Raw genomic sequence first — 25,912 nt, 5'->3', positions numbered from 1 at the left:
ACCGGTCCCGGCCGCCCTACCCGGTGCCGCAGCCAGAGGAGATGCCCATGCCCACCCCCGATGACCGCCTGATCGTCGCGCTCGACGTGCCGAACGCACTGCAGGGCCTTGAGTTGACCGAGCGACTGGGCGACAGCGTGTCGTTCTACAAGATCGGCCTAGGCATGTTGACGGGCGGCGGCCTCGCGCTCGCCAACGAGCTCAAGGGCGAGCACGGCAAACGCATCTTCCTCGACATGAAGCTCTTCGACATCGGCGCGACGGTCGAAGCCGCCGTGCGGGGCCTCGCGCAGTTCGACCTCGATTTCCTGACGGTCCATGGCGACCCCCATGTGGTGCGCGCCGCCGCGCAGGCGAAGGGTGATCTCAAGATCCTCGCCGTCACGATCCTGACGTCGCTCGACCGTGCGGAGCTCGACGCCGGGCTGATCGTTCCGGGCGACATCCCGGATCTCGTGCAGACCCGCGCCGCGCGCGCCTTCGAGGCCGGGGCCGACGGGGTGATCGCCTCGCCGCAGGAAGCCGCGCTCATCCGTGCCCTGCCCGAGGCCGAGGGCCGGCTCATCGTGACGCCGGGCGTCCGCCCCGCAGGTGCCGCGCTCGGAGATCAGAAGCGGGTGATGACGCCGGGCGAGGCCATCGCGGCCGGGGCCGACCACATCGTCGTCGGCCGCCCGGTCCACACCGCCGCCGATCCGCGCGGGGCCGCGGAAGCCATCGTGGCGGAATTCGGCTAGCGGGCAGGCCCTTGCGCGCCTCTGACCCGCTAGCGGCCAAGCCCACGCTTGCACACGCGGGGCACCTGCCCGTCCCGCCCGAACCCCGTGATGCCGCAGGTCTCGCAGCGAAACTCGTGCATCCGGCCGTTACGATAGCCCGTATCCGACCAGGCGCAGGGGTTTGCGCGCGGTCGGCGTCCGAACACCCAGATGGCGAGCGCGAGCCCGACACAGGCGAGCACGAGCGCCGGGATCACTCGTTGATGTCCTTCTCGAAGGTCTCCGCCGACCCGCCGGGCTTCCCGAAGAGCGCCCGGAGCGCGAGCCACGCAATGAGCGACAGCACCGCGAAGATTACCCCGAGCCATGCGGGCCCGTAGGCGGAGGCCACGAGCCCGTCGAGGAGACCGGTCACGAGCCCCGCCGACACGGCCCCGGCCCCGATCGCGAAGCCGAGGAGGATATAGGTCGGCGCGACCACCTCGAGAATGCCGAGGACGAGCGCCGCCAGCGCCCAGGCCCACCAGGTCGCGAACATCAGCCGCGCCCCTTGAGCATCTTGAACGCCTCGCCGAAGGCATCCATTGCCGAGGCGGGCACCACGACGGTCTGTGACCCGCCGCCTTGCCCCAGTATTCCGAGCGCCTCGACCTGCTTGAGCGCGACCTGATACTGCGCGGCCTCCAGCCCGTTCTCGGCGATCGCCTGTGCGACGACGCCCGTGGCATAGGCCTCCGCATCCGCCGTGATCCGCCGTGCCTTCGCGGCCTGCTCGGCGGCGTAGAGTTCGGCGTCGGCGGCGAGTTCCACCGCGCGGCGCTGGCCCTCGGCCTCCGTTACCTGTGCACGGCGGGCGCGTTCTGCGTTGAGCTGCTGCATCATCGCCTCGCGCGTCTGCGCATCGAGATCGACGTCGAGGATTTCGGCGCGCGTGACCTCGATCCCCCAGTCGTCGACGGCGTCGGCGACCTGCGACTTGATCTTGGCGATGACCTGCGCGCGGTTCGACTGCACCTCGTCAAGTTCCATCATACCGATCTCCGCGCGCACGATACCGGCGACCGTCGTCGCGATGGCCCCGTCGACGTCCCGGATGCGGTAGACCGTCTTCTCGGGCTGCAGAATGCGGTAGAACACGCTCGTCTCGACCTGCACGAGCACGTTGTCGCGGGTGATCGCGTCCTGATTGGCGTTCGGGAGCTGGCGTTCGAGGATCGAGATCTTGTGCGCGACCCGGTCGAGGAAGGGAACGATCAGGTTGATGCCCGGACCCAGCACGCTGCGCAGGCGGCCGAAACGCTCGACGACGTATTTTTCCGACTGCGGCACGATGCGCACGCCGAGCAGGATGCAGACGATGACGAAGATCGCGATGGCGATCAGTACCGCGTTCTCGCCCGCAAAGGTCAAAAGGTCGTCTTCGATGTTCATGGCCGTCCCCGCTCGGAATAATGTGCAGGGAAATATAATACCCCCGCGGCACACACGGGACCGGGGGAGACGCCGTCACGTCCGCCCTGTGGCAAACCGGTCGCATCGGACGGACGGCAAAAGGGGCACCCCTTCGGATGCCCCCCGATGCCGGTGACGGCGCGGTCAGTTGCCGCTGTCGCCATCCTCGGCGGCACTCTCGGCGGCATCGCCCGCGGATTCGGCGGCGCCAGCGGCCGATTCGGCGGCACTTTCGGCCGATTCCGCAGCAGACTCGGCGGCATCGCCCGCCGCGGTCGCGGCCCCCTCGACCGCATCCCCCGCCGTCGACGGGTCGCCCCCGCCGGCGACGAAGAAGTAGATCGCGACCGCCGCGATCACCGCGCCGAGGATCAGCCAGAGTGCCGAGTTGCCGCCGCCGGAGCTGGTGCGCTCGATATGGGTCGTGTGGGTGGATTGCGGCGTGTTTTCGGGTTTGGTGTTGGTGTGGTCGTCCGAAGCCATATGGCCCTCCATCGGTGTATGTCTCTGGCATAGAACCGGCAGCGCCGCTCTCCGGTTCCGCCGGTCGAACATTACAGGTACAAAAGCGCCCATGCCCGCGCTCTGCCGCCAATGCCTGACGACCTTCGAGACCGGGGCGCGCTGCCCCGCGTGCCGCAGTCCGCGCGTCGTGGCGCACCCGGAGCTCTTCGACCTGACCATCGCGCATATGGATTGCGATGCCTTCTACGCCAGCGTCGAGAAACGCGACCGGCCCGAACTGGCGGACAAGCCCGTCATCATCGGCGGCGGGCGGCGCGGCGTGGTCTCGACCTGCTGCTACGTGGCGCGCATCCGGGGCGTGCGCTCGGCCATGCCGATGTTCCAGGCCCTGAAGCTCTGCCCCGATGCCGTGGTCCTGAAGGGACGGATGGACCTCTACGTCGAGATCTCGCGGCAGATCCGCGCGATGATGGAGGAACTGACGCCCGCGATCGAGCCGCTCTCCCTCGACGAGGCCTTCCTCGACCTCACCGGCACGGCCCGCCTCCACGGGGCTCCGCCCGCCGTCATGCTGGCCCGGCTCACGCGGCGGATGCGCGACGAGATCGGGATCACGGGCTCCATCGGCCTCAGCCACAACAAGTTCCTGGCCAAGATCGCCTCCGATCTCGACAAGCCGCGCGGCTTCTCCGTCATCGGCGCGGCCGAGACCGAGACCTTCCTCGATCCGAAACCCGTGGGCATCATCTGGGGCGTCGGCCTCGTCGGGCAGGAGGCGCTGAAAGCGGCGGGCATCAACACGATCGCCGACCTGAAGCGATGGGACCACGCCGACCTCGTCCGCCGCTTCGGCACGATGGGCGACCGGCTCTGGCACCTTGCCCGCGGGCAGGACCGGCGCGCCGTCAGCGCGCGCCGTCCGGTCAAGTCGATCTCGAAGGAGACGACGTTCCGCGAGGATACGGCCGACCGCGACGTCCTCGACGGGCATCTCTGGCGTCTGTCCGAGCAGGTCTCCGCCCGCGCCAAGGCGAAGGACCTGGCCGGACGGGTCGTGACGCTCAAGCTCAAGCGCGCCGATTTCCGCACGATCACCCGGCGCCACGCGCTGTCCGATCCGACGCAGCTCGCCGACCGCATCTATCGCGAGGCACGCCAACTCTTCGACGCAACGGGCGACACCGGGCCGGCGCGGCTCATCGGGGTGGGCCTGTCGGACCTCGTGCCGGGTGACGAGGCCGACCGGGGCGGCGATCTCCTCGACCCGGAGGCCGGCAAGCGGATGGAAGCGGAGCGGGCGACCGACGCCATCCGCGCCCGCTTCGGCCCGGACGCCATTCGCAAGGGCCGCTCACTACGGTAGCAGCGGCTCCGAGCCCCGCCTATTCGGCGGCCAGATCGCGGGGGCCGCGCAAGCCGTCGCAGAACTGCCCGATCGCCTCGACCATCAGGTTGCGGACGGCCGCGAAATTCTCCGTCCGCTCCACCCGATCCTCGTCCATGTAGAGCGCGCGGTCGATCTCGATCTGGATCGCGTGGCGGTCGCGCTCGGGCTGGCCGTAGGCCTGGGTGATATAGGCCCCCGCGAAGGGGGCGTTGCGCGCGACGCGGAAGCCAAGGCCCCTGAAGATCTCCTCGAGCGCGTCGACATGATGCGCCGCGGCAGAGGAACCAAACCGATCGCCCAGAACGATCTCCGCCTGCCGACCCTTGGCCGTGGCCCCTGCGATCGCTTCGTGCGGCATGGAATGGCAATCGAGCAGGATCGCCTGACCGAACTGCGTGCGCGCCGCCGACAGGAGCGCATCGAGCTGATCGTGATAGGGACGCCAGAACGCCTCGATCCGATGGCGGGCCTCCGCCTTGCTGATCTTGCCGCGGTAGATCGCGCGTCCCTGCGCGACGACGCGGGGAATCACGCCGAGCCCCGAACTGACCCGCGGGTTCGTGTTGCCGCGCGGCACATCCCGGATGACGGCGGGGTCGAGCTCTTCGGCCGCCCGGTTGAGGTCGATGAAAGCGCGCGGCATTCCCGCGGCGATGAAGGGCACGCCGATGTCCGTCACGCCCTCCACGAGCATGTCGACGAAGGCGTCCTCCGACGACCGGATGAGACCGAGATCGAGAACCGTCGTGCCCATGAAGTCGTCGTCGTACTCCCGGCCCGAATGCGGAGAGGCCACCACCACGGGGGCGGTCGCCAAGTCGGGTAGGGCCAGTCGGAACGGCTGTCTTGCCATCGGTCGTAAGTGCTCCTTGAGGGGATAGAATAGTGCGTCGAACAAAGTGTCGAAAGCCCCCTTGCGCGCCAAAGTGAAAGACTCTATCCACCGCGCACCAATCGGAGGGGCCGCAGAGGCGGTTCCATCGTGTCGGGCGATTAGCTCAGCGGTAGAGCACTTCGTTGACATCGAAGGGGTCACTGGTTCGATCCCAGTATCGCCCACCATTCACCGCCCCTCGACGGGGCAGACACCAACCCGGGGCGTCACCCCCGCAGGCATCAGGAGAGCAACCATGAAGGTTCGCAACTCGCTCCGGTCGCTGAAGAGCCGTCACCGCGATTGCCGCGTCGTGCGCCGCAAGGGCCGGGTCTACGTGATCAACAAGACGCAGCGCCGCTTCAAGGCCCGCCAGGGCTAAGCCGCCGCCGCGCGCAAACGATGGGCCGCATCCCGGATGGGACGCGGCCCTTTTCGTGTCCGTCAACATCGAGTGGGCCGGGGCGCGCGACCCGACCCCCGGCGATCAGGCCGATGGGTCCTTCGTCATCCGCAGATACGGGAAATGCGTGGTAAACTCGCCGAACTTCGCCTTCGCGTCCTCGTCCGAGACCGTCGCCGGGATGACCACGTCGCGTCCGCGCTCCCAGTTGGCGGGCATGGCGACGCCGTGTTTCGCGGCCGCCTGGAGCGCATCGACCGCGCGCAGGATCTCGGCGAAGTTGCGGCCGACGTTCATCGGGTAGGTCATCGACAGTTTCAACTGCTTGTCCGGCCCGATCACATAGACCGAGCGCACCGTCGCCGTGTCGTTCGGCGTGCGTCCGTCGGGCAGATAGGCATCGGCGGGCAGCATGTCGTAGGCCTTCGACACCTCGAGGCCCGCATCCGCGATGATCGGGAAGCCGGCTTTCGCGCCGCCGAAGGTCTCGATGTCGCCCTTCCATTTCCTGTGGTCCTCGACGCCGTCGACCGAGATGCCGATGACCTTGACGCTCCGCTTCTCCCATTCGTCGGCAAGCTGGGCCACGGCCCCGAACTCGGTGGTGCAGACGGGCGTGAAGTCCTTCGGGTGGCTGAACAGGATCGCCCAGCTGTCGCCGATCCAGTCGTGGAAGCGGATCGGGCCATCGCTGGTCTCGGCCTCGAAGTCGGGAACGACCTGATTGATGCGCAGGCTCATGGCAAACTCCTTGCTCGTGCGTGTCCCCGATACCTATGCGCCGCGGCGCGCCATGGAAAGGCGGCGATCGGGGGCGTCAGAACGGACAGGGGGCCTCGAGCCGCATCACCTGTCCCGTCACCGGGTGCTCGAACTTCAGGCCTTCGGCGTGGAGCATCATGCGCGGCCAGGCCTCCGGGTCCTGCGAATAGAACGGATCGCCCAGGATCGGATGGCCCAACTCCCGCATATGGACACGCAGCTGATGACTGCGCCCCGTGCGTGGCATCAGCGCCATGCGCGTCGTCCCCGCCTCGACCGCGACGCGCCGCCAGTCGGTGACGGCCGGCTTGCCGCGCTCGAAATCGACGTGCTGTAACGGCCGGTTGGGCCAGTCAACGATGAGCGGCAGGTCGATCGTCCCCTTCTCCTCGACCACCTCGCCAGACACGCGGGCGATGTAGCGCTTCTTGATGCGCTTCACCTCGAACATGCGCCCCATCTTGCGCTGCCCCTCCTTCGTCAGCGCGAAAACCATGATCCCGGAAGTATCGCGGTCGAGCCGGTGACAGAGCAGGACTTCCGGATACTCGGCGGCGAGCCGCGTCAGGAGGCAGTCGGCCAGATGCTCTCCCCGTCCCGGGACCGAGAGAAGGCCCTGCGGCTTGTCGACCACGAGCAGGTGGTCGTCCCGGTGGATCACGGGAATCGGCCCCCGTGGCGGGTCGTAGGGTGTCGTCGGTCCGGTCATGGCCCGCGCCTAGCCCGCATCGCCCGCCTTGGCCAGAGAGGCGCGCGTCAGAGCGTTGCGAAGATGAACCCCGTGCCCACCGAACACGCGAGCAGAAGCACGGTCAGCCCGACCCAGAGCCTGCGCCGGAGACGCGTCATCGGGTCCGACATGTAATCCTGCACGATACCGACCTGCGCTGCCGGACCGGGCAGCCCGGGGTCTCGCCCCATCGCCCGCCCGAAGAGGCCGAGCAGTATCCCGAAGGAGATGACGACCCAGGCCGCGAAGACGAGGGACTGGAGGGCGAGGAAGATCAGCATGGAGAGGCCATAGCATCGCTTCGGGACGGAATTAAGGCATCCGGGGGAACCGCCCTGCCCGCCCTGCCGTTTTGGCCCTATGAAGTATTCCGCGCTCCTCGCCGCCCTCCTCCTCGCCCCGCTTGCCTCCCCCGCCGAACAGGTCGGAGAGGTCGGGGTCGACTGGGTCGGCAACGACATCATCATCGACGCCATCGCCGACCCGAAGGTCGAGGGCGTGACGTGCCACATCGCCTATTTCGACCGCTCGCTGATCGACCGGCTGTCGAACGGCAACTGGTTCGAGGACCCCTCGAACGCCTCCATCGCTTGCCGCCAGACCGGCCCGATCCGACTGGGCGACATCGACCGGTCGGAGGACGGCGAGCAGGTCTTCCGCGAGAGCCGCTCGATCATCCTCAAATCGCTCCGCATCAAGCGCATCTTCGACGAGGCGAACCAGACGCTGATCTACCTCGTCCACGCGCAGGAACTGACGCAGGGCTCGGCCAAGATGTCGATCTCGACGGTTCCGCTCTACGACGCGACCCTCGCCGACTAGAGAAGCAGGAGCGCCCCGCCGTAGGCGACGAAACAGGCCGCGAGCGCCCGGCGGAGGCCGACGCTCGCCACCACCGAGAGCGCCCGGCGGCCAAGCCACGCGCCGAGCGCGCACCAACCCGTGTAGCTGAGCGCGGTGAGCGTCAGCGCGGTCGGCACGATGACCGACATCTGCGACCAGATCGGCACGTCCGTGGCGACGAACTGCGTGAAGGCGGCGAGGTAGCCCGCGACGGATTTCGCGTTGAGCGTCGCCACCGCGAAGGCCCGCAGGAAGATGCGGCCGCGCGGCACGGGCACGGGTGACACGGGCTCGGACGCGCGCACCCACGCTCGCAGCCCAAGCCCGATCAGGACGAGCGCCCCGACGAACTTGAGCGCGCCATATGCGCCCGGCATCGAGACGAGAAGCGCGGTGATGCCCGAGGCCGCGAGCCCCAGAAAGAGCAACGCCTGGCAGAGAATCGCCGCGACGCACCAGAGCGCCGCGCGGAAGCCGGCCTGCCAGGCGGTCAGTATGCAATTGACCGCGTTCGGCCCGGGCGAAGTGACGAAGACCGCCCAGAACCCCGCGAAGACGAGCCACTCGCCCGCGCTCACCTCAGATCTTGAGGAACCGCTGCGCGATCCGGGGCAGAAGGCCCGAGAACTTCAGGGGCGCATCCGTCACCACGAGGCAGATGCAATCCTCGCCCGCGTCGGCCACCGGCTGGTGTTCGGTCGCGGCATCGGCGACCTCCATGTCGCCCCGCGCGAAACGGTCGTCGCCGTCGACGAAGGCCCCCTGCAAGACAAGCGTGAACTCTGCCCCGTTGTGCCCGTGGTCGGGCATCGCCTGACCCGCCGGGATCGACAGGAGGCGCACCGTGCCGCCCGCATCGCTCCCGAGGAGGGCCTGTTTCACGCCCATGCCCGCTGCCTTCCAGCGCACGGCGCGCAGGTCGCCGCCCACCGCCTCGCGCAGCGGCGCGGGCAGGACGTCGTCGCGCCCCTCGGGCTGCGAGATGGTGACGGGCTGCGCGTTCTTGATGCGCGCCATCACCGTATCGAGCGACGCATCGCGCAGCGGCTCCTCGGCGATCTCCTCGAGAAGCGCGCCGCCCAGAGCCTCGTACCCGGCAAGGCGGGCGCGGGCATCGTCGTCGAGCGACACGGCGGTCGCCACGATGAGATCGTGGCTTGGAGGAAGATGACCGGCCGCATATCCCATCAGCAGGTCATCCGGTATTGGATGTCGGATCGTCATGGTTCAATCCCCTTGGTCGTTCGCTTCAGTCCTGGAGACACCGACCGACGCTCCCGACGCGTCGGCCTGCAGGCTCCGCCGCAGCCGCTCGATCGCGAGCCGGATACGGGATTTGATGGTTCCGAGCGGCAGGCCCGTGGCGGCCGCGATCTCGGAATGGGTGGCCTCGCCGAAATAGGCGCGTTCCACGAGGTCCTTCTGCTTTTCAGGCAGATCCGCGATGGCCTCGGCCAGGCGATCGGTCTCCTGCGCGAGCGCGAGGACGTCGGCCTGGTCCGGCTCGGGCTCGGGCCCCCAGGGCAGGTCTTCGGGCTCCGGGCGGCCGGCGCGGCGGATCAGGTCGATCTTGCGGTTCCGCGCGATCGTGAAGAGCCAGGTCGACACCCCGGCCCGCGTCGGATCGTAGAGGTGCGCCTTGCGCCAGAGGGTGACCATCACGTCCTGCATGCAGTCCTCGGCCAACGAGGCATTGAGGCCCGTACGCATGAGATAGGCCTTCACCCGCGGCGCGTATTGACGAAAGAGCGCCTCGAAAGCCGCCGTGTCCCGCTCCCGGCCGACGGCCACGAGAAGTCGCGCCCAGCGCTTGCTGTCATCCGTCGCCACGAGCGTCACCGGAATCTCCGTCTTGGCCAGTGCGTGGGAACCGAGGTGGTTCATATGCGCCCTTCATCGTCGACAGGTCTAGCGGGGTCGCCCCGCCTCTTTCAAGTTTCGCTTCCGATACGGCCCGGTCGGTTGCCCGGATCACTTTCCGGCCCATGTGAATAACCGCAAAGGCGCGCGGCAGGTGATCCTGCCGGCACTCCGCCACGTAGTCTCCCGCAGAGACGGACAATAAGAACAGGTTACAGGTTGCCCTTCACCACTTTCCAAGCCCCGCCCCGCCACATCGCCGTCATCGGCGGAGGGATCAGCGGAATGGCCGCCGCGCAGGCGCTCGCCCCCGCAAATCGCGTCACGCTGATCGAGGCGGAGCCGCGCCTTGGCGGCCATGCGCGCACGATCCAGGCCGGCAAGCGCGGGGATCAGCCCGTCGACACGGGCTTCATCGTCTTCAACAAGATCAACTATCCGAACCTTCTGCGGATGTTCGAAGATCTCGACGTGCCCGTGGCCGACAGCGACATGTCCTTCGCGGCCTCGCTCGACGGGGGCCGGGTAGAATACTCGCTGCAGACCGCCGATACCATGTTCGCGCAGCGCCGTAACCTGATGTCGCCGCGCTTCCTGCGCCTCGTGCGCGACATCTTCCGCTTCAATGCCCGCGCCGCCGACGCGGCGAACGACCCCGACCTGCCGCTGCGCGACTTCCTCGACGGCCTCGGCCTCGGCCGCACCTTCCGCGAGTGGTACCTCGGCCCGATCTCCGGGGCGATCTGGTCCACCCCCAGCCAGAACGTCATGGACTTCCCCGCGCAGGCGATGATCCGCTTCTTCAAGAACCACGCCCTTCTGTCGCACACGGGCCAGCATGATTGGTTCACCGTGCAGGGCGGCTCGGTCGAATACGTGCGCCGGCTCGAAGCCGCGCTCCTGCGCGCCGGCGTCGAATTCCGCCTCGGCGCGCCCGTCACCGGGCTGCGGCGCACGGAGGGTGGTGTCGAGTTGCGACAGATGGCCGACGAGTGGGAACGCTTCGACGACGTGGTGCTCGCCACCCATTCCGACGTCTCCCTGCGCCTTCTGTCCGACGCCACCGAGGTGGAGACGGCCCTTCTGTCGAAGATCCGCTATCAGGACAACGAGGCCGTTCTCCATGCCGACGCCTCGGCCATGCCCAAGCTGCGCAAGGTCTGGTCGTCGTGGAACTATACCGAGCAGGCCGCGCGCCCCGACCGCATCGGCCTCACCTACTGGATGAACCGCCTGCAGCCGATCCCGCAGGACGATCCGCTCTTCTCCACGCTCAATCCGCAGGCCCCCATCCGCGAGGAGCTGATCTACGACGCCCATACCTTCCGCCACCCGGTCTACGACCTCGATATGATGGCGGCGGTCGAGGGTATCCGCGCGCGGAACGGCACCGCCAACACCTGGTTCTGCGGGGCCTGGATGCGCAACGGCTTCCACGAGGACGGCTTCGCAAGCGCCCTCGACGTGGTCGAGGCGATGGCGCGCCGCGACGCGATGGCCGTCGCCGCGGAATGAGGCGCGTCCTCGACCATATCCCGGGCACGACATTCCACGGTCGCGAGGCCGAAGGCGTCTCCAACCGCTTCAGCTACGGGGTCGACTACGTCCTCCTCGACCCCACCGACGACGGCCCCCTGCCCACGCTCTTCTCGCGCGGGGGTCGCGCATTCGGGCAGATCCGCGACCGCGATCACGGCGGCCCGCCGGGCGCGGGGCGGGGCCTCGCCTGGGTGCGCGAGGTGCTGGCCGAGACGCTGCCCCGCTTCACGCCGGGGCGCATCCTGCTGCTGGCGCAGCCGCGGATGCTCGGCCATGTCTTCAACCCGGTCAGCTTCTGGCTCATCCACGATCGGGACGACGCGCTCGTCGCCGTCATCGCCGAGGTGACGAACACCTACGGCGACCGCCATTCCTACCTCTGCCACACCGACGACCTGCGCCCGATCGTGGCCGACACCGATCTCGGCGCGCAGAAGCTCATGCATGTCTCCCCCTTTCAGCCGGTCGAGGGCGACTACGGCTTCCGCTTCGACATCCGCGACGACGCCCTCTCGATCCGCATCGAGTACCGGCAAGGCAACGGACGTCTCATCGCCACGCTCACCGGTCCCCGCCGGCCGCTGACGAACCGGGCGCTCCTGCGCGCGGCGCTGCGGCGGCCCTTCGGGACCCGCCGCGTGCTGACGCTCATCCACTGGCAGGCACTGAAGCTCTGGTGGAAGGGCGCGGCCTTCCGCAACCGCCCCGCCCCGCCCCGCCCCGAGGTCTCGGGACCGGAGCCGCGGCCGTGACCGCGCTCGCCGGCCTTCCCCGCTACGCCGGCTTCGCCGCCGTGCTCGCCGCCGCCGGCCTGCCGATCTACATCCATGCGCCCAAGTTCTACGTCGACAGCTACGGCGTCACCCTGGCGCAGCTGTCGCTCGCGCTCTTCGTGCTGCGCCTCGTCGACCTCGTGCAGGATCCGCTCCTCGGGCGGCTGGCCGAGATCACGCGCGCCCACCGGGGCGCGATGGTCGCAGGGGCCGGCATCCTCATGGCGCTTGCCATGCTCGCCCTCTTCGCAGTCGAGCCTCCGTTCGCCCCCGTCCTCTGGTTCGCGGTCTCGCTTGCCGCCCTCTTCTCGGCCTTCTCCTTCCTGACGATCTGCTTCTACGCGCAGGGCGTGGCCAAGGCGGGCGACGTGCCCGACGGCCATGTCCGCCTCGCCGGATGGCGTGAGACCGGCTCGCTCACGGGTGTCTGCATCGCTGCCGCGCTCCCGACCGTCCTCGCCGTGACCGGCGCGCCGTTCCTGTGGTACGCGCTCGCTTTCGCCGCGGCGACGGGCCTCGCGCTCCTCCTGATGTGGCCCGAGTGGAGCCCGCGCGGCACGCCCCCCGCCGCAACCGGCCTTGGCCCGATCCTGCGCGACCCGATGGCCCGCCGCCTCCTGCTCATCGCCCTCGTCAACGCGACGCCGGTCGCCGTCACCTCGACGCTCTTTCTCTTCTTCGTCGCCGACCGTCTCGACGCCCCGGGGCAGGAAGGCCCGCTCCTCCTGCTGTTCTTCCTCTCGGCCGCGACCGCGGTCCCCGTCTGGACGCGGATCGCGCGCCGCATCGGCAGCCGCCACGCGCTGATCGCAGCCATGGGCCTCGCCATGGCCACCTTCGCCTTCGCCCTCCCCCTCGGGGCCGGCGACACGCTCGCCTTCGCCGCCGTCTGCGTCGCCTCGGGCGCGGCGGTGGGTGCGGATCTGTCGCTCCTGCCCGCGCTCTTCGCCCGCCGGATGCAGCGCATCGCGTCCACGGCGGCCGACGGCTTCGGCCTCTGGTCCTTCGTCAACAAGGCGACGCTCGCCATCGCCGCGATCGCGCTTTTCCCCATTCTCGACGCTGCCGGCTTCCGACCGGGGGAACCGAACGACGCCGACGCGCTTTGGGTTCTGACGGCGCTCTATGCAGGAGTGCCTCTCGGGCTCAAGGCCGTCGCCCTCGTCCTCATGGCCCGCACCGACACGGAGATCGACGCATGACCCTCTTCCTGGCCTTCGTCGTGGGCTTGCTGGCCTGCCTCGCACTTCTGGCGGGCGTCCGGCGGCTGACCGGGTTCGAGAGCCAGGCCGTCGACGAATACGCCGGCAACGCCCCGGTGATGGACCTGCGGCGACACCTCGCGGGCGAGATGCTCTGCGAAGGGATGATCTTCGGCCCGACGGGGCGTGTCACCTCGCGCTTCACCGCCGATATCACCGTTACCTGGGACGGCCCAAACGGCGTCATGGCCGAGCGGTTCTTCTACGACGACGGCACCACGCAGGACCGGGCCTGGCACCTGACGGTCGGCAACGACGGCACCGTGCGCGCCGAGGCGAGCGACGTCGTCGGGGCCGGGGCCGGCCGGACCGAGGGCAACGCGCTCGGCCTGCGCTACCGCATCCGCCTGCCCGAGGAGGACGGCGGACACGTCCTCGACGCGATCGACTGGATGTACCTGCAGGAGAGCGGCGTGATCCTGAACCGCAGCCAGTTCCGCAAGTTCGGCATCAAGGTGGCCGAGCTGTTCTGTACCATTCGACCGAAGGAGACGCTCCGTGCGTGACTGGACCGGAAAGACCTACTGGCTGATCGGGGCCTCCGAGGGCCTCGGCGCGGCCCTCGCGCGCAAACTCTCGACCGCGGGGGCCACGCTCGTCCTCTCGGCCCGTTCCGAGGACCAGTTGAAGGAGGTCGCCGACAGCCTCTCCGGCCCGGCCCGCATCCTGCCCTGCGACGTGACCGACCGCGCGGCGCTCGAAGCGGCGGCGGCGGAGATCGGTCAGGTCGACGGCATGGTCTTCCTCGCCGGCGTCTATTGGCCGCAGAAGGCGCAGGAGTGGGACGCGGAGCAGGTCGAGGCGATGTGCGACGTGAACTTCACCGGCGCGGCCCGGGCCGTGGGCGCGGTCATCGGCCAGATGGTCGAGCGCGACGCGGGCCACATCGTCCTCACCGGCTCGCTTTCGGGCTTTCGCGGCCTGCCCGGGGCCACTGGCTACGGCGCGTCGAAGGCCGGCGTCATGTGGCTTGCCGAGGGGATGCACGCCGACCTGCGCAAGACCGGCGTGACGGTGCAGGTCGCCAACCCCGGCTTCATCAAGACCCGCCTGACCGACAAGAACGACTTCGACATGCCCTTCCTGATGGAGCCCGAGGAGGCCGCGCAGGAGATGTTCGAGCTGATGTGCGGCGACGACTTCAAGAAGAGCTTCCCGATGGTCTTCTCCTGGCTCTTCCGCGGCGGGCAGTTCCTGCCCGATGCGCTCTGGTACGGGCTGATGGCCCGCGGGAAGTGACCCGGACGCGCGGCATCTTCGGCAACTAGACGACACGCCCGGCGCACATCGGAAACGCGGGCCGTCGTATCAGGGGCGCGAGCCGTCGGAGGCGGGCTTTCGGAGGCGACACGACCCTCCTATGCTCGACCCTCGAAGGAGGGCCGCCCCATGTCCGACACGATCACGTTCACCCTCGACGGAAAGACGGTCGAGGCGCAACCCGGTCAGACGATCTGGGAGGTCGCGAACGGCCGGGGGCTCGTCATTCCGCACCTCTGCCACAAGCCCGCGCCGGGCTACCGCCCCGACGGCAACTGCCGCGCCTGCATGGTGGAGATCGAGGGGGAACGCACCCTCGCCGCCTCCTGCATCCGGGAGCCCGCGGAGGGCATGGTCGTCACCACCGACAGCAGCCGCGCAAAGGGGGCGCGCAAGATGGTGATCGAGATGCTGGTCGCCGATCAGCCCGAGCGCGCCGTCGCCCACGACACATCATCCCACCTCTGGGACATGGCCGAGGCGAGCGGCGTGACCGAGAGCCGCCTGCCCACGCTGGAAGCCGAGCGCATCCCGCTCCTCGACGACAGCCACGTGGCGATGCGCGTGAACCTCGACGCCTGTATCCAGTGTGGGCTCTGCGTGCGCGCCTGCCGCGAGGTGCAGGTGAACGACGTGATCGGCATGGCAGGCCGCGGCCACGACGCCTATCCGGTGTTCGATTTCGACGACCCGATGGGCGAAAGCTCCTGCGTGGCCTGCGGCGAATGCGTGCAGGCCTGCCCGACGGGTGCGCTCATGCCCGGCTCGATGATCGACGCCGACCAGGTGGGCGACAGCAAGGACTACGACACCGAGACGAAGTCGATCTGCCCGTTCTGCGGCGTCGGCTGCCAGGTGTCGCTCAAGGCGAAGGACGGCAAGATCGTCAAGGTCGACGGCATCAACGGCCCCGCCAACGAGGGCCGGCTCTGCGTCAAGGGGCGCTTCGGCTTCGACTACATCCACCACCCCCATCGCCTGACGAAGCCCCTCATCCGGCGCGAGGATGCGCCGGCGAAGGGTCTTAACGTCGACCCCGCCAACTGGCGAGAGGTCTTCCGCGAGGCCACGTGGGACGAAGCGCTCGATGCGGCCGCCGGGGGCCTCAAGGGGCGCGGGCGCGAGGTGGCGGGCTTCGGCTCGGCCAAGTGCTCCAACGAGGAAGCCTATCTCTTCCAGAAGTTCATCCGGCAGGGCTTCGGCCACAACAACGTCGACCATTGCACCCGCCTCTGCCACGCCTCCTCCGTCTCGGCCCTGATCGAGAACGTCGGCTCGGGCGCGGTGACGGCCACCTTCAACGAGATCGAGAACGCCGACGTCGCCGTTGTCATCGGCGCGAACCCGGTCGAGAACCACCCCGTCGCCGCCACCTACTTCAAGCAGTTCGCCAAGCGCGGCGGCAAGCTCATCGTGATGGACCCGCGCGGTCAGGCGCTCAAGCGCCACGCCTCGCACATGCTGCAGTTCCGCCCGGGTGCGGACGTGGCCTTGCTCAATTCGATCATGCACGTCATCGCCGACGAGGACCTTGTCGACCGGCAGTACATCGCGGCCATGACCGAGAACTGGGAGGCCGAGAAGGAGCACCTGAAGGGCTTCCCGCCCGAGAAGATGGCGGAGCTGACGGGCATCGACGCCGAGGTCATCCGCGATGTCGCGCGGACCTTCGCGGGGGCCAAGTCCGCGCTCATCTTCTGGGGCATGGGCGTCTCGCAACATGTTCACGGCACGGACAATTCCCGCTGCCTCATCTCGCTCGCGCTGATGACCGGGCAGATCGGTCGGCCCGGGGCCGGGCTGCACCCCCTGCGCGGGCAGAACAACGTGCAGGGCGCGTCGGACGCAGGGCTCATTCCGATGTTCCTGCCCGATTATGCCAGCGTCCTGTCGGACGAGGTCCGCGCCAAATACGCGGGGCTCTGGGGCGACGAACCGCTGGCCGAGAAGGGGCTGACGGTGACGGAAATCCTCGATGCGGTCCACGCGGGCGACATCAGGGCGATGTACATCCTGGGCGAGAACCCGGCCATGTCCGACCCCGACGTCGACCATGCCCGCGCCGCGCTCGCGGCACTCGATTGCCTCGTCGTGCAGGACATTTTCATAACGGAAACAGCCAACTACGCCGACGTCATCCTGCCCGCCGCCGCCTTCGCTGAGAAGACGGGCACGGTCACGAACACCAACCGACAGGTGCAGATGGGCCGGCCCGCCGTGCCGCCGCCGGGCGACGCGCGGGAGGATTGGGCGATCACGGTGGAGCTGGCGAAGCGCTGCGGGCTCGACTGGCGCTATACGCATCCCTCCGAAGTCTTCGCGGAGATGAAGCAGGTGATGGCCTCGCTCGACAACATCAGCTGGGATCGGTTGGAGCGCGAGGGGGCGGTGACCTATCCGTCGCTCTCGGAGACGGATCCGGGTCAACCCATTGTTTTCGGAGACAAGTTCCCACGCAAAGAGGGTCGTGCGAAGTTCACGCCGGCCGATGTCATCCCGCCGGACGAGACGCCGGATGCCGAGTATCCCATGGTCCTCACGACGGGGCGGCAGCTGGAGCATTGGCACACCGGGTCGATGACCCGCCGCTCGGCCGTGCTCGACGCGGTGGAGCCCGAGGCGAACTGCTCGCTTCATCCGTCGACCTTGCGGAAATTGGGTGTGAATCCGGGGGGTTGGGTGCGACTGTCGACGCGGCGCGGGGCCGTCACGCTGATGGCGCGGGCCGACCGTGCGGTCGCCCCGGACATGGTCTTCCTGCCCTTCGCCTATGTCGAGGCGGCGGCGAACCTGCTGACCAATCCGGCGGTCGACCCCTACGGCAAGATCCCCGAGTTCAAGTTCGCCGCCGTGAAGGTCGAGGCGGCGGAACAGGTCGCCGCCGAGTAGATTTGAACGTTTTGTACAAACCCCGAGACGGGGTTTGTGCGTTTCGTACAGACTTCGGACCTCTAGTCGGCCGTCAGCCGCGTGATGAGGACGGTCACCTCGGGGCGCTTGTCGATCTCGTCCTGCGCGACCTTGCGGACGCCGCGGGTGATGACCTCCTCGAGCTTGGCGTCGTCGTTCGCCGTGCGCGTGTCGACGCGGGCGAGCTGACCGGCGAGGTGCTCCTCCATCATCGTGGCGAGAACGGCGGAGCCGCGCACGAGTTCGGGCAGACCGCGCACCTCGACCCAGGTATCTTCCAGCACCTCGTTGTCGTCATCGACCATGACCGCGACGACGACATGGCCGTTGAGCGCCATGCGGATGCGGTCGCGCACGACGCCGTCGAACTGCCCCACGAGGGCCGAGCCGTCGAGGTAGGTGCGCCCCGCCTCGATGTGGTCTACGACCTGCGGCTCGTTGCCCGAGAGGTCGACCATGGTGCCGTTCGGCACGACGATACCCGTCCGACCCAGCCCCTCGGCCACCTTGGCGTGCTCGCGCAGGTGCCGGTGCTCACCGTGCATGGGGATGACGATCTGCGGATCAACGATCTTGTGCACCGCTTCGAGATCGGGACGGTTCGCGTGACCCGAGACATGGTAGAGGCCATCGTCGTCGGTCACCACGTCGACCCCCATCTCCGAGAGGTTGTTCATGATGCGGGCCACGTCCTTCTCGTTGCCCGGAATGGTCTTCGACGAGAAGAGGAAGGTATCGCCCTCGATCAGCTCCATGCCGAAATACTTGCCCCGGCTGAGCTGCGCCGAGGCGGCGCGGCGCTCGCCCTGCGATCCGGTCACGATCAGCATCAGGTTCTCGCGCGGAATGTCGGCGGCCTCCTCCGGGGAGACGGTCTTGGGGAAGTCGGTCAGGATCCCCTCCTCCCGCGCGGCCTCGGTCATGCGGCGCATGGCGCGGCCCATCAGGCAGATCGAGCGGCCCGCCGCCTCGCCGGCGACGGCGAGCGACTGCAGGCGTGCGACGTTCGACGCGAAGGTCGTGGCGACGAACATGCCCTTGGCCCCGGCGACGAGCGGCTTGAGGTTCGGCGCGACCTCGGCCTCGGACCGGCCCGCGTGCTTGGAGAAGACGTTGGTCGAATCGCAGACGAGCGCGCGCACGCCGGGCTTCGCCGCCTCGGCCCAGAGCGCCTCGTCGAAGGGCTCGCCCACGACGGGGCTGCGGTCGATCTTGAAGTCGCCGGTGTGGAGGATGCGGCCCGCGGGGCTGTCGATGACGAGCGCGTTCGATTCCGGGATCGAATGCGACACCGGCAGGAAGCCCACCTGGAACGGTCCCGCCTCGATCATCTCGGGGAAGGGCGCGGCGACATGCACGTTCTTCGGATCCTGCCCCTTCTCGGTCAGCTTGCGCCGGGCGAGGTTCGCGGTGAAGGCGCGAGCGTGGACCGGCTTCTTCAGCTGATTGTAGAGGTGGCCGACACCGCCGACGTGATCCTCGTGCCCGTGGGTGATGAAGATGGCTTCCAGCCGGTCGATGTTCTCGGTCAGCCAGGCGATATCGGGCACGATGACATCGACGCCGGGCGTCGTGTCCATGTCCGGGAAGGCGATGCCCAGATCGACGAGGATCATTCGCTCCTTCCCGGGTTTTCCGTAGCCGTAGACATAGGCATTCATGCCGATTTCACCCGCCCCGCCGAGGGGAAGGTAGATCAGGCGGTTTCGTCCGCTCATGTGGTATCCTTGTTAAATTGATGGATGACGGTCAGGCCGTGCATCGTCAGATCGTCTTCGAAGGCATCGAACAGCGCCTCGGCTTGCTGGAACAAGGGCGCAAGCCCCCCGGTCGCGATGACTTTCATCGGGCGATCGCGCTCAGCCCGTATTCTTGCGTTGATTTCCTTGATGAGGCCCACGTAGCCCCAGAAGATGCCCGACTGCATGCAGGCGACGGTATTGGTGCCCACGACCCGTTGCGGCTGGGTGATGTCGACATGCGGCAGGGCCGCCGCCGCCATGTGCAGCGCCTCGAGGCTGAGATTCACGCCGGGCGCGATGACGCCGCCGATGTAGGCCCCGTCGCTGTCGACCACGTCGAAGGTGGTGGCCGTGCCGAAGTCCACGACGATGATGTCGCCGCCGTGCCTGTCCCAGCCGCCGACGGTGTTGACGAGGCGGTCGGGCCCGACGGCCGTGCCCGCATCGACGCGCACGCCCACGGGCAATTTGGTGTCCGGCTTGCCGACGACCCAGGGACGCGTGTCGAAGTAGCGGTCGCAGAGGACGCGCAGGTTGAAGACGACGCGCGGCACCGTCGACGACACGATGCAATCGGTGATCGTCACGTCGATGCCCCGGAGCGTCATCGAGGTCTTGAGCCAGGTGAAGTACTCGTCCGCCGTGCTCGCGTGGTTGGTCGCGCGCCGCCAGGAGGCGACGAAGGCGCTGCCGTCCCAGATCGCGAAGACGGTATTGGTGTTGCCGCAGTCGATGGTCAGGAGCATGTCAGGCCCTCTCGAAGAAGACGTCGCCTGCCGCGATCCGGCGGCGGCCGGTGTCGGTCGCGAGGACGAGCTGGCCGTCGTCGTCCACGTCCTCGAAGGTGCCGCTGACGGTCTCCGCGACGAGGCGGGCGGTCACCGGCTGACCGAGCCGCGCGGCGTGGCGGATCCAGGCGGTGCGGATGGGCGCGAAGCCCCAGGTGACGAGCTCCGCCTCGCGCCGGGCGACGGCGGGGGCGAGCGCATTGAGGAACTGCGCTGGCGTGAGCCGCAAGCCGCTCGCCTCCAGGAGCGAGACGGGCGGCACGGCCCCCGGCTCGACCTCCACCGGGGCGGGCGCGGCGATGAGGTTCAGGCCGATGCCCAGCACCAGAAGGCCCGGGGCCGGGCTTTCGAGCAGGATGCCGGCCAGCTTGCGCTCGTTCAGGAGCACGTCGTTCGGCCACTTGAGCGACAGCCCCGCGACGCCGAGCGCGCCCAGCGTGTCGTGGAGGGCGAGCGAGGCGGTGAAGCTGCGCAGGGCGTGGTCGGTGGGTGTGCCCTCGGGCCGCCAGGCGAGGGAGGCGGCGAAGTTGCCCGGCGGCATGGACCACGCGCGGCCCCGGCGGCCACGGGCGGTCGTCTGGCGCTCGGCCAGGATCCAGGTCGGGACGGTCGGGGCCCGGCGCGCGGCCTCCTCGGAGGTGCTGTCGACCTCGGGCAGGATCACGCGGTCGACCCCCGCCGGCCAACCGGTCGGCAGGGGCGTCGCGGTCATCAGTTCACCAGCGCGGCCGCGGCACCGGCGGCGAGCGGCTCCAGGCCGAGAAGCTCGGGCAGGAGCGCCAGCATCAGGATCGCCGCGCCCGCGAGCGCGATCATCTGCGGCATGGCCACCTCGGGGGCGAAGGGCTCCTCCGCCTCTCCGAAGTACATGAAGAAGACGATCCGCAGGTAGTAGAACGCCCCGATCACCGAGGCGATCACGCCGAGGACGGCGAGCCAGACAAGGTTCGCGTCGACCGCCGCCTGCAGCACGCCGTATTTCGCGAAGAACCCGAGGGTCGGCGGCACGCCGGCAAGCGAGAACATCAGCACGAGGAGCGCGAGCGCCGCGCCGGGCCGGCTCTTCGACAGGAGCCGGAGCGAGGCGATGTCGGTCACGTCGCGGCCATCGCGCGTCATCGACAGGATGAAGGCGAAGGTGCCGATGTTCATCACCACGTAGATCGCCATGTAAAGGAGCATCGCCTCCACCCCGCCCGCGGTGCCTGCGGCGAGGCCCATGAGCGCGTAGCCCATGTGCGCGATCGACGAATAGGCCATCAGGCGCTTGATGTCCGTCTGCCCGATCGCCGCGATCGCGCCGAGGAACATGGAGACGACCGAGAGGAAAGCCACGATCTGCTGCCAGTCGGAGACGACGCCGCCGAAAGCATCGTGGACGACCCGGGCGAACATCGCCATGGCGGCGACCTTGGGCGCAGTGGCGAAGAAGGCGGTGACGGGCGTGGGCGAGCCCTCGTAGACGTCGGGTGTCCACATATGGAAGGGCGCGGCCGAGACCTTGAAGGCGAAGCCCGCGATCATGAAGACGAGCCCGAAGAGGAGGCCGAGGGGGGCTTCGTCGCCCGCCGCCCCGATGACGCCCGCGAACGACAGCGTGCCGGCATAGCCGTAGGTGAGCGAAATGCCGTAGAGCAGAAGCCCCGAGGAGAGCGCGCCGAGGACGAAGTACTTCAGCCCGGCCTCGGTGGAGCGCACGCTGTCGCGGCGCATGGAGGCAACGACGTAGAGCGCGAGCGATTGCAGCTCGAGCCCCATGTAGATCGTCAGAAGGTTGCCCGAGGAGACCATGACCATCATGCCGATGACCGACAGCGTGATCAGAAGCGGATACTCGAACTTCAGCATCGCGTTGCGGGCCATGTAGTCCTGCCCGATCACGAGGACGATGGCCGCCGACAGCAGGATCGTGACCTGCGCGAAGCGGGCGAAGCCGTCCTTGACGATCATGCCATCGAAGGCGCTGCCGTCCCCGGAGGAGAACGCCACCCAGAAGGCGACCACGGCGAGCACGGCGGCCGTCGACCAGATGAGGGGGCGCGCCAGCGCGTCCTTGCCGGTATAGACGGCCCCGATCAGCGCGCCCATGGCGTAGAGGGCCAGGACGATCTCGGGGAGGATGAGGGTCAGGTCAGCACTCATGTCGGATGCCTTCAGTGATCGGCCGAGGCGACGTCGTGGCTCAGCACGAGGTCGGCGGTGGCGACGTCATAATTGTCGACGAGATCGGCCACCGAGGGGCCGATGATGTCGGTGACAAGGCTCGGGTAGATGCCGAGGAGCAGGGTGAAGAAGACGAGCGGCGCGAAGATCGCGCGTTCGCGGCCCGTCATGTCGGTGATCGAGCGCAGGCTCTCCTTGATGAGGTCGCCGAAGACGACCCGGCGGTAGAGCCAGAGCGCGTAGCACGCCGAGAAGATCACGCCCGAGGTGGCGACGAGCGCGATCCAGGTGTTCACCTGGAAGACACCCATGAGCGTCAGGAACTCGCCCACGAAGCCCGAGGTACCGGGCAGGCCGACGTTCGCCATGGTGAAGAGCATGAAGACGAGCGCATAGGCCGGCATCCGGTTCACGAGGCCGCCGTAGGCGTCGATATCGCGGGTGTGCATCCGGTCGTAGACGACGCCCACGCAGAGGAAGAGCGCGCCCGAGATGAACCCGTGGGAGATCATCTGGAAGATCGCGCCGTCGACCCCCTGCTGGTTGGCGGCGAAGATGCCCATGGTCACGAAGCCCATGTGCGCGACCGAGGAATAGGCGATGAGCTTCTTCATGTCGTCCTGCATCATCGCCACGAGCGAGGCGTAGACGATGGCGATGGCCGAGAGCCACAGGACGAAGGTGCCCATCACCTCCGAGCCGATCGGGAACATCGGCAGCGAGAAGCGCAGGAAGCCGTAGCCCCCCATCTTCAGCAGGATCGCGGCCAGCACGACCGACCCGGCCGTCGGGGCCTGAACGTGCGCGTCGGGCAGCCAGGTGTGGACGGGCCACATCGGCATCTTGACGGCGAAGGAGGCGAAGAAGGCGAGCCAAAGGAGCGTCTGCACCCCGCCCGTCACCTCGAGGCCCAGGACGTTGAGCGGCGCGAAATCGAACTGGTGGTCGAGCAGCGCCACGATGTCGGTGGTACCCGCGTCGACATACATCGCGATCATCGCCACGAGCATCAGGACGGAGCCGAGGAGCGTGTAGAGGAAGAACTTGAACGCCGCGTAGATGCGGTTCGCCCCGCCCCAGATCCCGATGATAAGGAACATGGGGATGAGCCCCGCCTCGAAGAAGAGGTAGAAGAGGATCAGGTCGAGCGCGCAGAAGACGCCGATCATCAGCGCCTCGAGCACCAGGAGCGCGACCATGTAGTCCTTGACGCGATGCGTCACGTCCCAGCAGGCGGCGATGACGAGCGGCATGAGGAAGGTCGTCAGCATCACGAAGAGCACCGAGATGCCATCGACGCCCATCTTGTACTGCAGGCCGAAGAGCCACTCGCGCTCCTCGACGAACTGGAAGCCCGTGTCCGACGCATCGAACCCCGTCAGGATGAAGATCGACACGAGGAACGTGAAGGTCGTCGCCCCGAGGGCGAGCCACTTGGCATTGCGCTGCGCCGCCGCGTCGTCGCCGCGCAGGAAGATCGCGAGGATCAGCGCCGCGATGAGCGGCGTGAAGGTGACGATGGAGAGGAGGTTGTCCATGGTCTCTAGTTCCCCGAGGCGATGGTCGTCCAAGTGATCAGGATGACGATCCCGATCACCATCGCGAAGGCGTAGGTGAAGATGTAGCCGGACTGGGCCTTGTTGAGCCACTTCGTCGCGAAGGGCACGATGCCCATGGCGAGCCCGTTGATCGACCCGTCGATGACCGTGCCGTCACCGCGCTTCCACAGGAAGCTGCCGAGGCGCTTGGCCGGGCGCACGAAGACGGCATCGTAGATCTCGTCGAAGTACCACTTGTTCAGGAGGAAGCGGTGCAAGGGAGCCAGCGTCTCGGCCCATTGCCGCGGCAGGGCGGGCTGCCGGATGTAGAACATCCAGGCTGCGAAGAAGCCGAGCACCATGGCGACGAAGGGCGAGACCTTGACCCACTTCGGCACCAGATGCGCCTCGTGGATGACGTGATTCTCGGGGCCAATGTAGATCGCCCCCTCGCCCGGCGTCTGGGGGGCGCGCTCGTGCGGCTCCTCGCCCTCGGTGGCGGCATGGGCCGCGCCGATCAGCCCCGCGTCGTAGGTGGCATGGGCCTCGGCCGTGTCCGAGATGCCGAAGAAGCGGTCGACCTGCCCCTGACTGCCGAAGAACGGCCCGTAGAAGACCATACCCGCGAAGACCGACCCGACGGCCAGCACGCCGAGCGGCACGGTCATCACCGCCGGGCTCTCGTGGGCGTGCTCATGCGTGTGCTTGTCGCCGCGCGGCGCGCCGTAGAACGTCAGGAACATCAGGCGCCAGGAGTAGAAACTGGTGAACATGGCGGCGATCACCAGAAGCCAGAAGGCCGCGGTCGAGCCGACGAAGGCGACCTCGATCACCGCGTCCTTGGAGGCGAAACCCGCGAAGCCGATCCACCCCGTCAGCGGGATGCCGACGCCTGTGATGGCGAGCGTGCCGATCATCATCGCCCAGAAGGTATAGGGGATCTTCTTGCGCAGGCCGCCGTAGTTCCGCATGTCCTGCTCGTGGTGCATGGCGTGGATCACGGAGCCCGCCCCGAGGAACAGCATCGCCTTGAAGAAGGCATGGGTCAGCAGGTGGAACATCGCCACCGAATAGGCCCCGAGGCCCGCGGCGACGAACATGTAGCCGAGCTGCGACATGGTCGAATAGGCGATCACGCGCTTGATGTCGTTCTGGACGAGCCCGATCGTCGCCGCGACGAAGGCGGTGAACGCGCCGAGGATGACGACGAAGGCCATGGCGGCCGGCGCGACCTCCATCAGGGGCGACATGCGGCAGACGAGGAAGACGCCAGCCGTCACCATCGTCGCCGCGTGGATGAGCGCGGAGACGGGCGTCGGCCCCTCCATCGCGTCCGGCAGCCAGGTGTGCAGACCGAGCTGCGCCGATTTGCCCATGGCCCCGACGAAGAGGAGGAACGCGAGCAGGTTCGCCGCGTTCCAGTCCGTCCAGAGGAAGCGGATCGTGGTTTCCGCCAGCTGGGGCGTGGCGGCGAACACGTCGTCGAAGTTGATCGAGTCGGTCAGGTAGAACAGCCCGAAGATGCCGAGCGCGAAGCCGAAGTCGCCCACGCGGTTGACGATGAAGGCCTTCATCGCGGCCCCCGAGGCCGAGGACTTGCGCCAGTAGAAGCCGATCAGGAGGTAGGAGGCGACGCCCACGCCCTCCCAGCCGAAGAACATCTGCAGAAGGTTGTCGGAGGTCACCAGCGCGAGCATCGAGAAGGTGAAGAACGACAGGTAGGCGAAGAAGCGGGGCTTGTAGACCTCGCCCTCCTGCCACTGCGGATCGTGATCCATGTAGCCGAAGCTGTAGAGGTGGACGAGCGCCGAGACGGTGGTGACGACGATCAGCATGATCGCGGTCAGCCGGTCGAGCCGGATGGCCCAGTCGGTGGCGAGCGAGCCGCTCTCGATCCACGTCAGCAGCGGGATCTGCTGCGTCGTGCCATCGTGGCCGAGGAAGACGATCCACGACAGGATCATGGCGAGGAACAGAAGGCCCGTGGCGACGACCATGGCGGCCTTCTCGCCGATCAGACGCCAGCCGAAGCCGCAGATGAGGGCCCCGACGAGGGGGGCGAGGAGGATAGTGGTCGCCATGGCGTCAGCCCTTCATCATGTTGACGTCTTCGACGTCGATCGTGCCCCGGTTGCGGAAGAAGCAGACCAGGATGGCGAGGCCGATCGCGGCTTCAGCCGCCGCCACCGTGAGGACGAAGAGGGTGAAGACCTGCCCCGTCAGGTCGCCGAGGAAGCCCGAGAAGGCGACGAAGTTGATGTTCACGGCCAGAAGCATCAGCTCGATCGACATCAGGATGACGATCACGTTCTTCCGGTTGAGGAAGATGCCGAAGATCCCGATGACGAAGAGCGCCGCCGCGACCGTCAGGTAATGTTCAAGTCCGATCATCAATCGTTCCCCCGGGGCGGAGCGCCCCTCTTGGCGTGGCCCTCGGGCCGG

The 25,912-nt window shown here is 68.0% G+C and carries 28 protein-coding genes and 1 tRNA gene; 11 read left to right on the top strand and 18 right to left on the bottom strand.

The window, feature by feature from the left end; genetic code table 11:
- Nucleotides 1-47: 47 nt before the first annotated feature.
- The gene (pyrF, locus tag HSX43_RS02490) at nt 48-737 is read left to right on the top strand and encodes an orotidine-5'-phosphate decarboxylase (protein ID WP_179378498.1); all 690 of its coding nucleotides are present in this window, start codon (nt 48-50) and stop codon (nt 735-737) included.
- 29 nt (nt 738-766) lie between these two features.
- Here pyrF and HSX43_RS02485 read toward each other — a convergent pair whose 3' ends face one another.
- The 4 genes from HSX43_RS02485 to HSX43_RS02470 form a co-directional block, all read right to left on the bottom strand.
- Nucleotides 767-976, bottom strand: coding sequence for a hypothetical protein (locus tag HSX43_RS02485; RefSeq protein WP_179378497.1), 210 nt, complete (start codon nt 974-976; stop codon nt 767-769).
- Nucleotides 973-1,257, bottom strand: a complete 285-nt coding sequence (locus HSX43_RS02480; protein ID WP_179378496.1) for a hypothetical protein — start codon at nt 1,255-1,257, stop codon at nt 973-975. Before HSX43_RS02480 ends, HSX43_RS02485 begins: the two co-directional genes overlap by 4 nt.
- Nucleotides 1,257-2,150, bottom strand: a complete 894-nt coding sequence (locus tag HSX43_RS02475; RefSeq protein ID WP_179378495.1) for an SPFH domain-containing protein — start codon at nt 2,148-2,150, stop codon at nt 1,257-1,259. Before HSX43_RS02475 ends, HSX43_RS02480 begins: the two co-directional genes overlap by 1 nt.
- A gap of 165 nt (nt 2,151-2,315) precedes the next feature.
- A complete protein-coding gene (locus tag HSX43_RS02470; RefSeq protein WP_179378494.1) occupies nt 2,316-2,654 on the bottom strand; it encodes a hypothetical protein in 339 nt (112 codons plus the stop codon).
- Between the two features lie 91 nt (nt 2,655-2,745).
- Here HSX43_RS02470 and HSX43_RS02465 point away from each other — a divergent pair, with 91 nt between their 5' ends.
- Nucleotides 2,746-3,999 carry a DNA polymerase IV gene (locus tag HSX43_RS02465; RefSeq protein ID WP_179378493.1) on the top strand — a complete coding sequence of 418 codons (1,254 nt, stop codon included), beginning with the start codon at nt 2,746-2,748 and terminating at the stop codon, nt 3,997-3,999.
- A 19-nt stretch (nt 4,000-4,018) separates the two neighbouring features.
- Here the strand turns inward: HSX43_RS02465 and HSX43_RS02460 are convergent, their stop codons facing one another.
- A complete protein-coding gene (locus HSX43_RS02460; RefSeq protein ID WP_328794963.1) occupies nt 4,019-4,840 on the bottom strand; it encodes an N-formylglutamate amidohydrolase in 822 nt (273 codons plus the stop codon).
- Between the two features lie 170 nt (nt 4,841-5,010).
- Between HSX43_RS02460 and HSX43_RS02455 the strand changes: the two genes are divergently transcribed.
- Nucleotides 5,011-5,085: transfer RNA gene (locus tag HSX43_RS02455), tRNA-Val, on the top strand.
- Nucleotides 5,086-5,153: 68 nt separating this feature from the next.
- Complete coding sequence (gene ykgO, locus HSX43_RS02450) at nt 5,154-5,279, top strand: type B 50S ribosomal protein L36 (RefSeq protein WP_028287243.1); 126 nt, start codon at nt 5,154-5,156, stop codon at nt 5,277-5,279.
- A 105-nt stretch (nt 5,280-5,384) separates the two neighbouring features.
- Here ykgO and HSX43_RS02445 read toward each other — a convergent pair whose 3' ends face one another.
- The 3 genes from HSX43_RS02445 to HSX43_RS02435 form a co-directional block, all read right to left on the bottom strand.
- Nucleotides 5,385-6,041, bottom strand: a complete 657-nt coding sequence (locus HSX43_RS02445; RefSeq protein WP_179378491.1) for a peroxiredoxin — start codon at nt 6,039-6,041, stop codon at nt 5,385-5,387.
- A gap of 76 nt (nt 6,042-6,117) precedes the next feature.
- Nucleotides 6,118-6,771 carry an RluA family pseudouridine synthase gene (locus HSX43_RS02440; RefSeq protein WP_179378490.1) on the bottom strand — a complete coding sequence of 218 codons (654 nt, stop codon included), beginning with the start codon at nt 6,769-6,771 and terminating at the stop codon, nt 6,118-6,120.
- A gap of 47 nt (nt 6,772-6,818) precedes the next feature.
- A complete protein-coding gene (locus tag HSX43_RS02435) occupies nt 6,819-7,073 on the bottom strand; it encodes a hypothetical protein (RefSeq protein WP_179378489.1) in 255 nt (84 codons plus the stop codon).
- Nucleotides 7,074-7,152: 79 nt separating this feature from the next.
- On the opposite strand from HSX43_RS02435, the gene HSX43_RS02430 reads away from it, so the two are divergent.
- Nucleotides 7,153-7,614 carry a CreA family protein gene (locus tag HSX43_RS02430; protein ID WP_179378488.1) on the top strand — a complete coding sequence of 154 codons (462 nt, stop codon included), beginning with the start codon at nt 7,153-7,155 and terminating at the stop codon, nt 7,612-7,614.
- Here the strand turns inward: HSX43_RS02430 and HSX43_RS02425 are convergent.
- The 3 genes from HSX43_RS02425 to HSX43_RS02415 are packed head-to-tail and all read right to left on the bottom strand — an operon-like array spanning nt 7,611 to nt 9,519.
- Nucleotides 7,611-8,213, bottom strand: a complete 603-nt coding sequence (locus HSX43_RS02425; protein ID WP_179378487.1) for a LysE family translocator — start codon at nt 8,211-8,213, stop codon at nt 7,611-7,613. The two genes, HSX43_RS02430 and HSX43_RS02425, sit on opposite strands and share 4 nt — an antisense overlap.
- Before the next feature lies 1 nt (nt 8,214).
- Nucleotides 8,215-8,859, bottom strand: a complete 645-nt coding sequence (locus HSX43_RS02420; RefSeq protein ID WP_179378486.1) for a ChrR family anti-sigma-E factor — start codon at nt 8,857-8,859, stop codon at nt 8,215-8,217.
- 3 nt (nt 8,860-8,862) lie between these two features.
- Nucleotides 8,863-9,519, bottom strand: coding sequence for a sigma-70 family RNA polymerase sigma factor (locus tag HSX43_RS02415; protein ID WP_179378485.1), 657 nt, complete (start codon nt 9,517-9,519; stop codon nt 8,863-8,865).
- Between the two features lie 195 nt (nt 9,520-9,714).
- Here HSX43_RS02415 and HSX43_RS02410 point away from each other — a divergent pair, with 195 nt between their 5' ends.
- The 6 genes from HSX43_RS02410 (at nt 9,715) to fdhF (ending at nt 17,218) form a co-directional block, all read left to right on the top strand.
- Nucleotides 9,715-11,010, top strand: coding sequence for an NAD(P)/FAD-dependent oxidoreductase (locus tag HSX43_RS02410; RefSeq protein WP_179378484.1), 1,296 nt, complete (start codon nt 9,715-9,717; stop codon nt 11,008-11,010).
- Entirely contained in the window at nt 11,007-11,786 is a 780-nt protein-coding gene (locus HSX43_RS02405; protein WP_179378483.1) for a DUF1365 domain-containing protein, read from the top strand. Before HSX43_RS02410 ends, HSX43_RS02405 begins: the two co-directional genes overlap by 4 nt.
- Nucleotides 11,783-13,009, top strand: coding sequence for an MFS transporter (locus HSX43_RS02400; protein WP_179378482.1), 1,227 nt, complete (start codon nt 11,783-11,785; stop codon nt 13,007-13,009). Before HSX43_RS02405 ends, HSX43_RS02400 begins: the two co-directional genes overlap by 4 nt.
- A complete protein-coding gene (locus HSX43_RS02395) occupies nt 13,006-13,575 on the top strand; it encodes a DUF3833 domain-containing protein (RefSeq protein WP_179378481.1) in 570 nt (189 codons plus the stop codon). The genes HSX43_RS02400 and HSX43_RS02395 overlap by 4 nt, the downstream gene beginning before the upstream one ends.
- Nucleotides 13,568-14,308, top strand: coding sequence for an SDR family NAD(P)-dependent oxidoreductase (locus HSX43_RS02390; protein ID WP_179378480.1), 741 nt, complete (start codon nt 13,568-13,570; stop codon nt 14,306-14,308). Before HSX43_RS02395 ends, HSX43_RS02390 begins: the two co-directional genes overlap by 8 nt.
- Nucleotides 14,309-14,458: 150 nt before the next feature.
- A complete protein-coding gene (gene fdhF / locus HSX43_RS02385) occupies nt 14,459-17,218 on the top strand; it encodes a formate dehydrogenase subunit alpha (protein ID WP_179378479.1) in 2,760 nt (919 codons plus the stop codon).
- 62 nt (nt 17,219-17,280) lie between these two features.
- On the opposite strand, the gene HSX43_RS02380 is transcribed toward fdhF, so the two are convergent.
- The 7 genes from HSX43_RS02380 to nuoK are packed head-to-tail and all read right to left on the bottom strand — an operon-like array spanning nt 17,281 to nt 25,861.
- A complete protein-coding gene (locus HSX43_RS02380) occupies nt 17,281-18,957 on the bottom strand; it encodes a ribonuclease J (protein ID WP_179378478.1) in 1,677 nt (558 codons plus the stop codon).
- Nucleotides 18,954-19,727, bottom strand: a complete 774-nt coding sequence (locus tag HSX43_RS02375; RefSeq protein ID WP_179378477.1) for a type III pantothenate kinase — start codon at nt 19,725-19,727, stop codon at nt 18,954-18,956. The genes HSX43_RS02380 and HSX43_RS02375 overlap by 4 nt, the downstream gene beginning before the upstream one ends.
- A gap of 1 nt (nt 19,728) precedes the next feature.
- A complete protein-coding gene (locus tag HSX43_RS02370; RefSeq protein ID WP_179378476.1) occupies nt 19,729-20,481 on the bottom strand; it encodes a biotin--[acetyl-CoA-carboxylase] ligase in 753 nt (250 codons plus the stop codon).
- Nucleotides 20,481-21,911: an NADH-quinone oxidoreductase subunit NuoN gene (gene nuoN / locus HSX43_RS02365; protein WP_179378475.1), complete on the bottom strand. Its 1,431-nt coding sequence runs from the start codon at nt 21,909-21,911 to the stop codon at nt 20,481-20,483. The genes HSX43_RS02370 and nuoN overlap by 1 nt, the downstream gene beginning before the upstream one ends.
- 11 nt (nt 21,912-21,922) lie before the next feature.
- Complete coding sequence (locus HSX43_RS02360) at nt 21,923-23,470, bottom strand: NADH-quinone oxidoreductase subunit M (RefSeq protein WP_179378474.1); 1,548 nt, start codon at nt 23,468-23,470, stop codon at nt 21,923-21,925.
- Nucleotides 23,471-23,475: 5 nt separating this feature from the next.
- Nucleotides 23,476-25,551, bottom strand: a complete 2,076-nt coding sequence (gene nuoL / locus HSX43_RS02355) for an NADH-quinone oxidoreductase subunit L (RefSeq protein ID WP_179378473.1) — start codon at nt 25,549-25,551, stop codon at nt 23,476-23,478.
- A 4-nt stretch (nt 25,552-25,555) separates the two neighbouring features.
- Entirely contained in the window at nt 25,556-25,861 is a 306-nt protein-coding gene (gene nuoK / locus HSX43_RS02350; protein ID WP_179378472.1) for an NADH-quinone oxidoreductase subunit NuoK, read from the bottom strand.
- Nucleotides 25,862-25,912 lie beyond the last annotated feature (51 nt).

This window comes from Jannaschia marina (assembly GCF_013404595.1).
Taxonomy (GTDB): Bacteria; Pseudomonadota; Alphaproteobacteria; order Rhodobacterales; family Rhodobacteraceae; genus Jannaschia; species Jannaschia marina.
Note: the sequence above shows the minus strand (reverse complement) of the source record. Positions and strands in the feature narration are given on the sequence as shown.

Coding starts and splice junctions, on each gene's coding strand:
- HSX43_RS02405 (WP_179378483.1), top strand. CDS start 11,007: ATGAGGCGCGTCCTCGACCATATCCCGGGCACGACATTCCACGGTCGC.
- HSX43_RS02465 (WP_179378493.1), top strand. CDS start 2,746: ATGCCCGCGCTCTGCCGCCAATGCCTGACGACCTTCGAGACCGGGGCG.
- HSX43_RS02375 (WP_179378477.1), bottom strand. CDS start 19,727: ATGCTCCTGACCATCGACTGCGGCAACACCAATACCGTCTTCGCGATC.
- HSX43_RS02360 (WP_179378474.1), bottom strand. CDS start 23,470: ATGGACAACCTCCTCTCCATCGTCACCTTCACGCCGCTCATCGCGGCG.
- HSX43_RS02395 (WP_179378481.1), top strand. CDS start 13,006: ATGACCCTCTTCCTGGCCTTCGTCGTGGGCTTGCTGGCCTGCCTCGCA.
- nuoK (WP_179378472.1), bottom strand. CDS start 25,861: ATGATCGGACTTGAACATTACCTGACGGTCGCGGCGGCGCTCTTCGTC.
- HSX43_RS02445 (WP_179378491.1), bottom strand. CDS start 6,041: ATGAGCCTGCGCATCAATCAGGTCGTTCCCGACTTCGAGGCCGAGACC.
- HSX43_RS02435 (WP_179378489.1), bottom strand. CDS start 7,073: ATGCTGATCTTCCTCGCCCTCCAGTCCCTCGTCTTCGCGGCCTGGGTC.
- HSX43_RS02440 (WP_179378490.1), bottom strand. CDS start 6,771: ATGACCGGACCGACGACACCCTACGACCCGCCACGGGGGCCGATTCCC.
- ykgO (WP_028287243.1), top strand. CDS start 5,154: ATGAAGGTTCGCAACTCGCTCCGGTCGCTGAAGAGCCGTCACCGCGAT.
- nuoN (WP_179378475.1), bottom strand. CDS start 21,911: ATGAGTGCTGACCTGACCCTCATCCTCCCCGAGATCGTCCTGGCCCTC.
- HSX43_RS02420 (WP_179378486.1), bottom strand. CDS start 8,859: ATGACGATCCGACATCCAATACCGGATGACCTGCTGATGGGATATGCG.
- HSX43_RS02475 (WP_179378495.1), bottom strand. CDS start 2,150: ATGAACATCGAAGACGACCTTTTGACCTTTGCGGGCGAGAACGCGGTA.
- HSX43_RS02470 (WP_179378494.1), bottom strand. CDS start 2,654: ATGGCTTCGGACGACCACACCAACACCAAACCCGAAAACACGCCGCAA.
- HSX43_RS02430 (WP_179378488.1), top strand. CDS start 7,153: ATGAAGTATTCCGCGCTCCTCGCCGCCCTCCTCCTCGCCCCGCTTGCC.
- pyrF (WP_179378498.1), top strand. CDS start 48: ATGCCCACCCCCGATGACCGCCTGATCGTCGCGCTCGACGTGCCGAAC.
- fdhF (WP_179378479.1), top strand. CDS start 14,459: ATGTCCGACACGATCACGTTCACCCTCGACGGAAAGACGGTCGAGGCG.
- HSX43_RS02480 (WP_179378496.1), bottom strand. CDS start 1,257: ATGTTCGCGACCTGGTGGGCCTGGGCGCTGGCGGCGCTCGTCCTCGGC.
- HSX43_RS02380 (WP_179378478.1), bottom strand. CDS start 18,957: ATGAGCGGACGAAACCGCCTGATCTACCTTCCCCTCGGCGGGGCGGGT.
- HSX43_RS02370 (WP_179378476.1), bottom strand. CDS start 20,481: ATGACCGCGACGCCCCTGCCGACCGGTTGGCCGGCGGGGGTCGACCGC.
- HSX43_RS02415 (WP_179378485.1), bottom strand. CDS start 9,519: ATGAACCACCTCGGTTCCCACGCACTGGCCAAGACGGAGATTCCGGTG.
- nuoL (WP_179378473.1), bottom strand. CDS start 25,551: ATGGCGACCACTATCCTCCTCGCCCCCCTCGTCGGGGCCCTCATCTGC.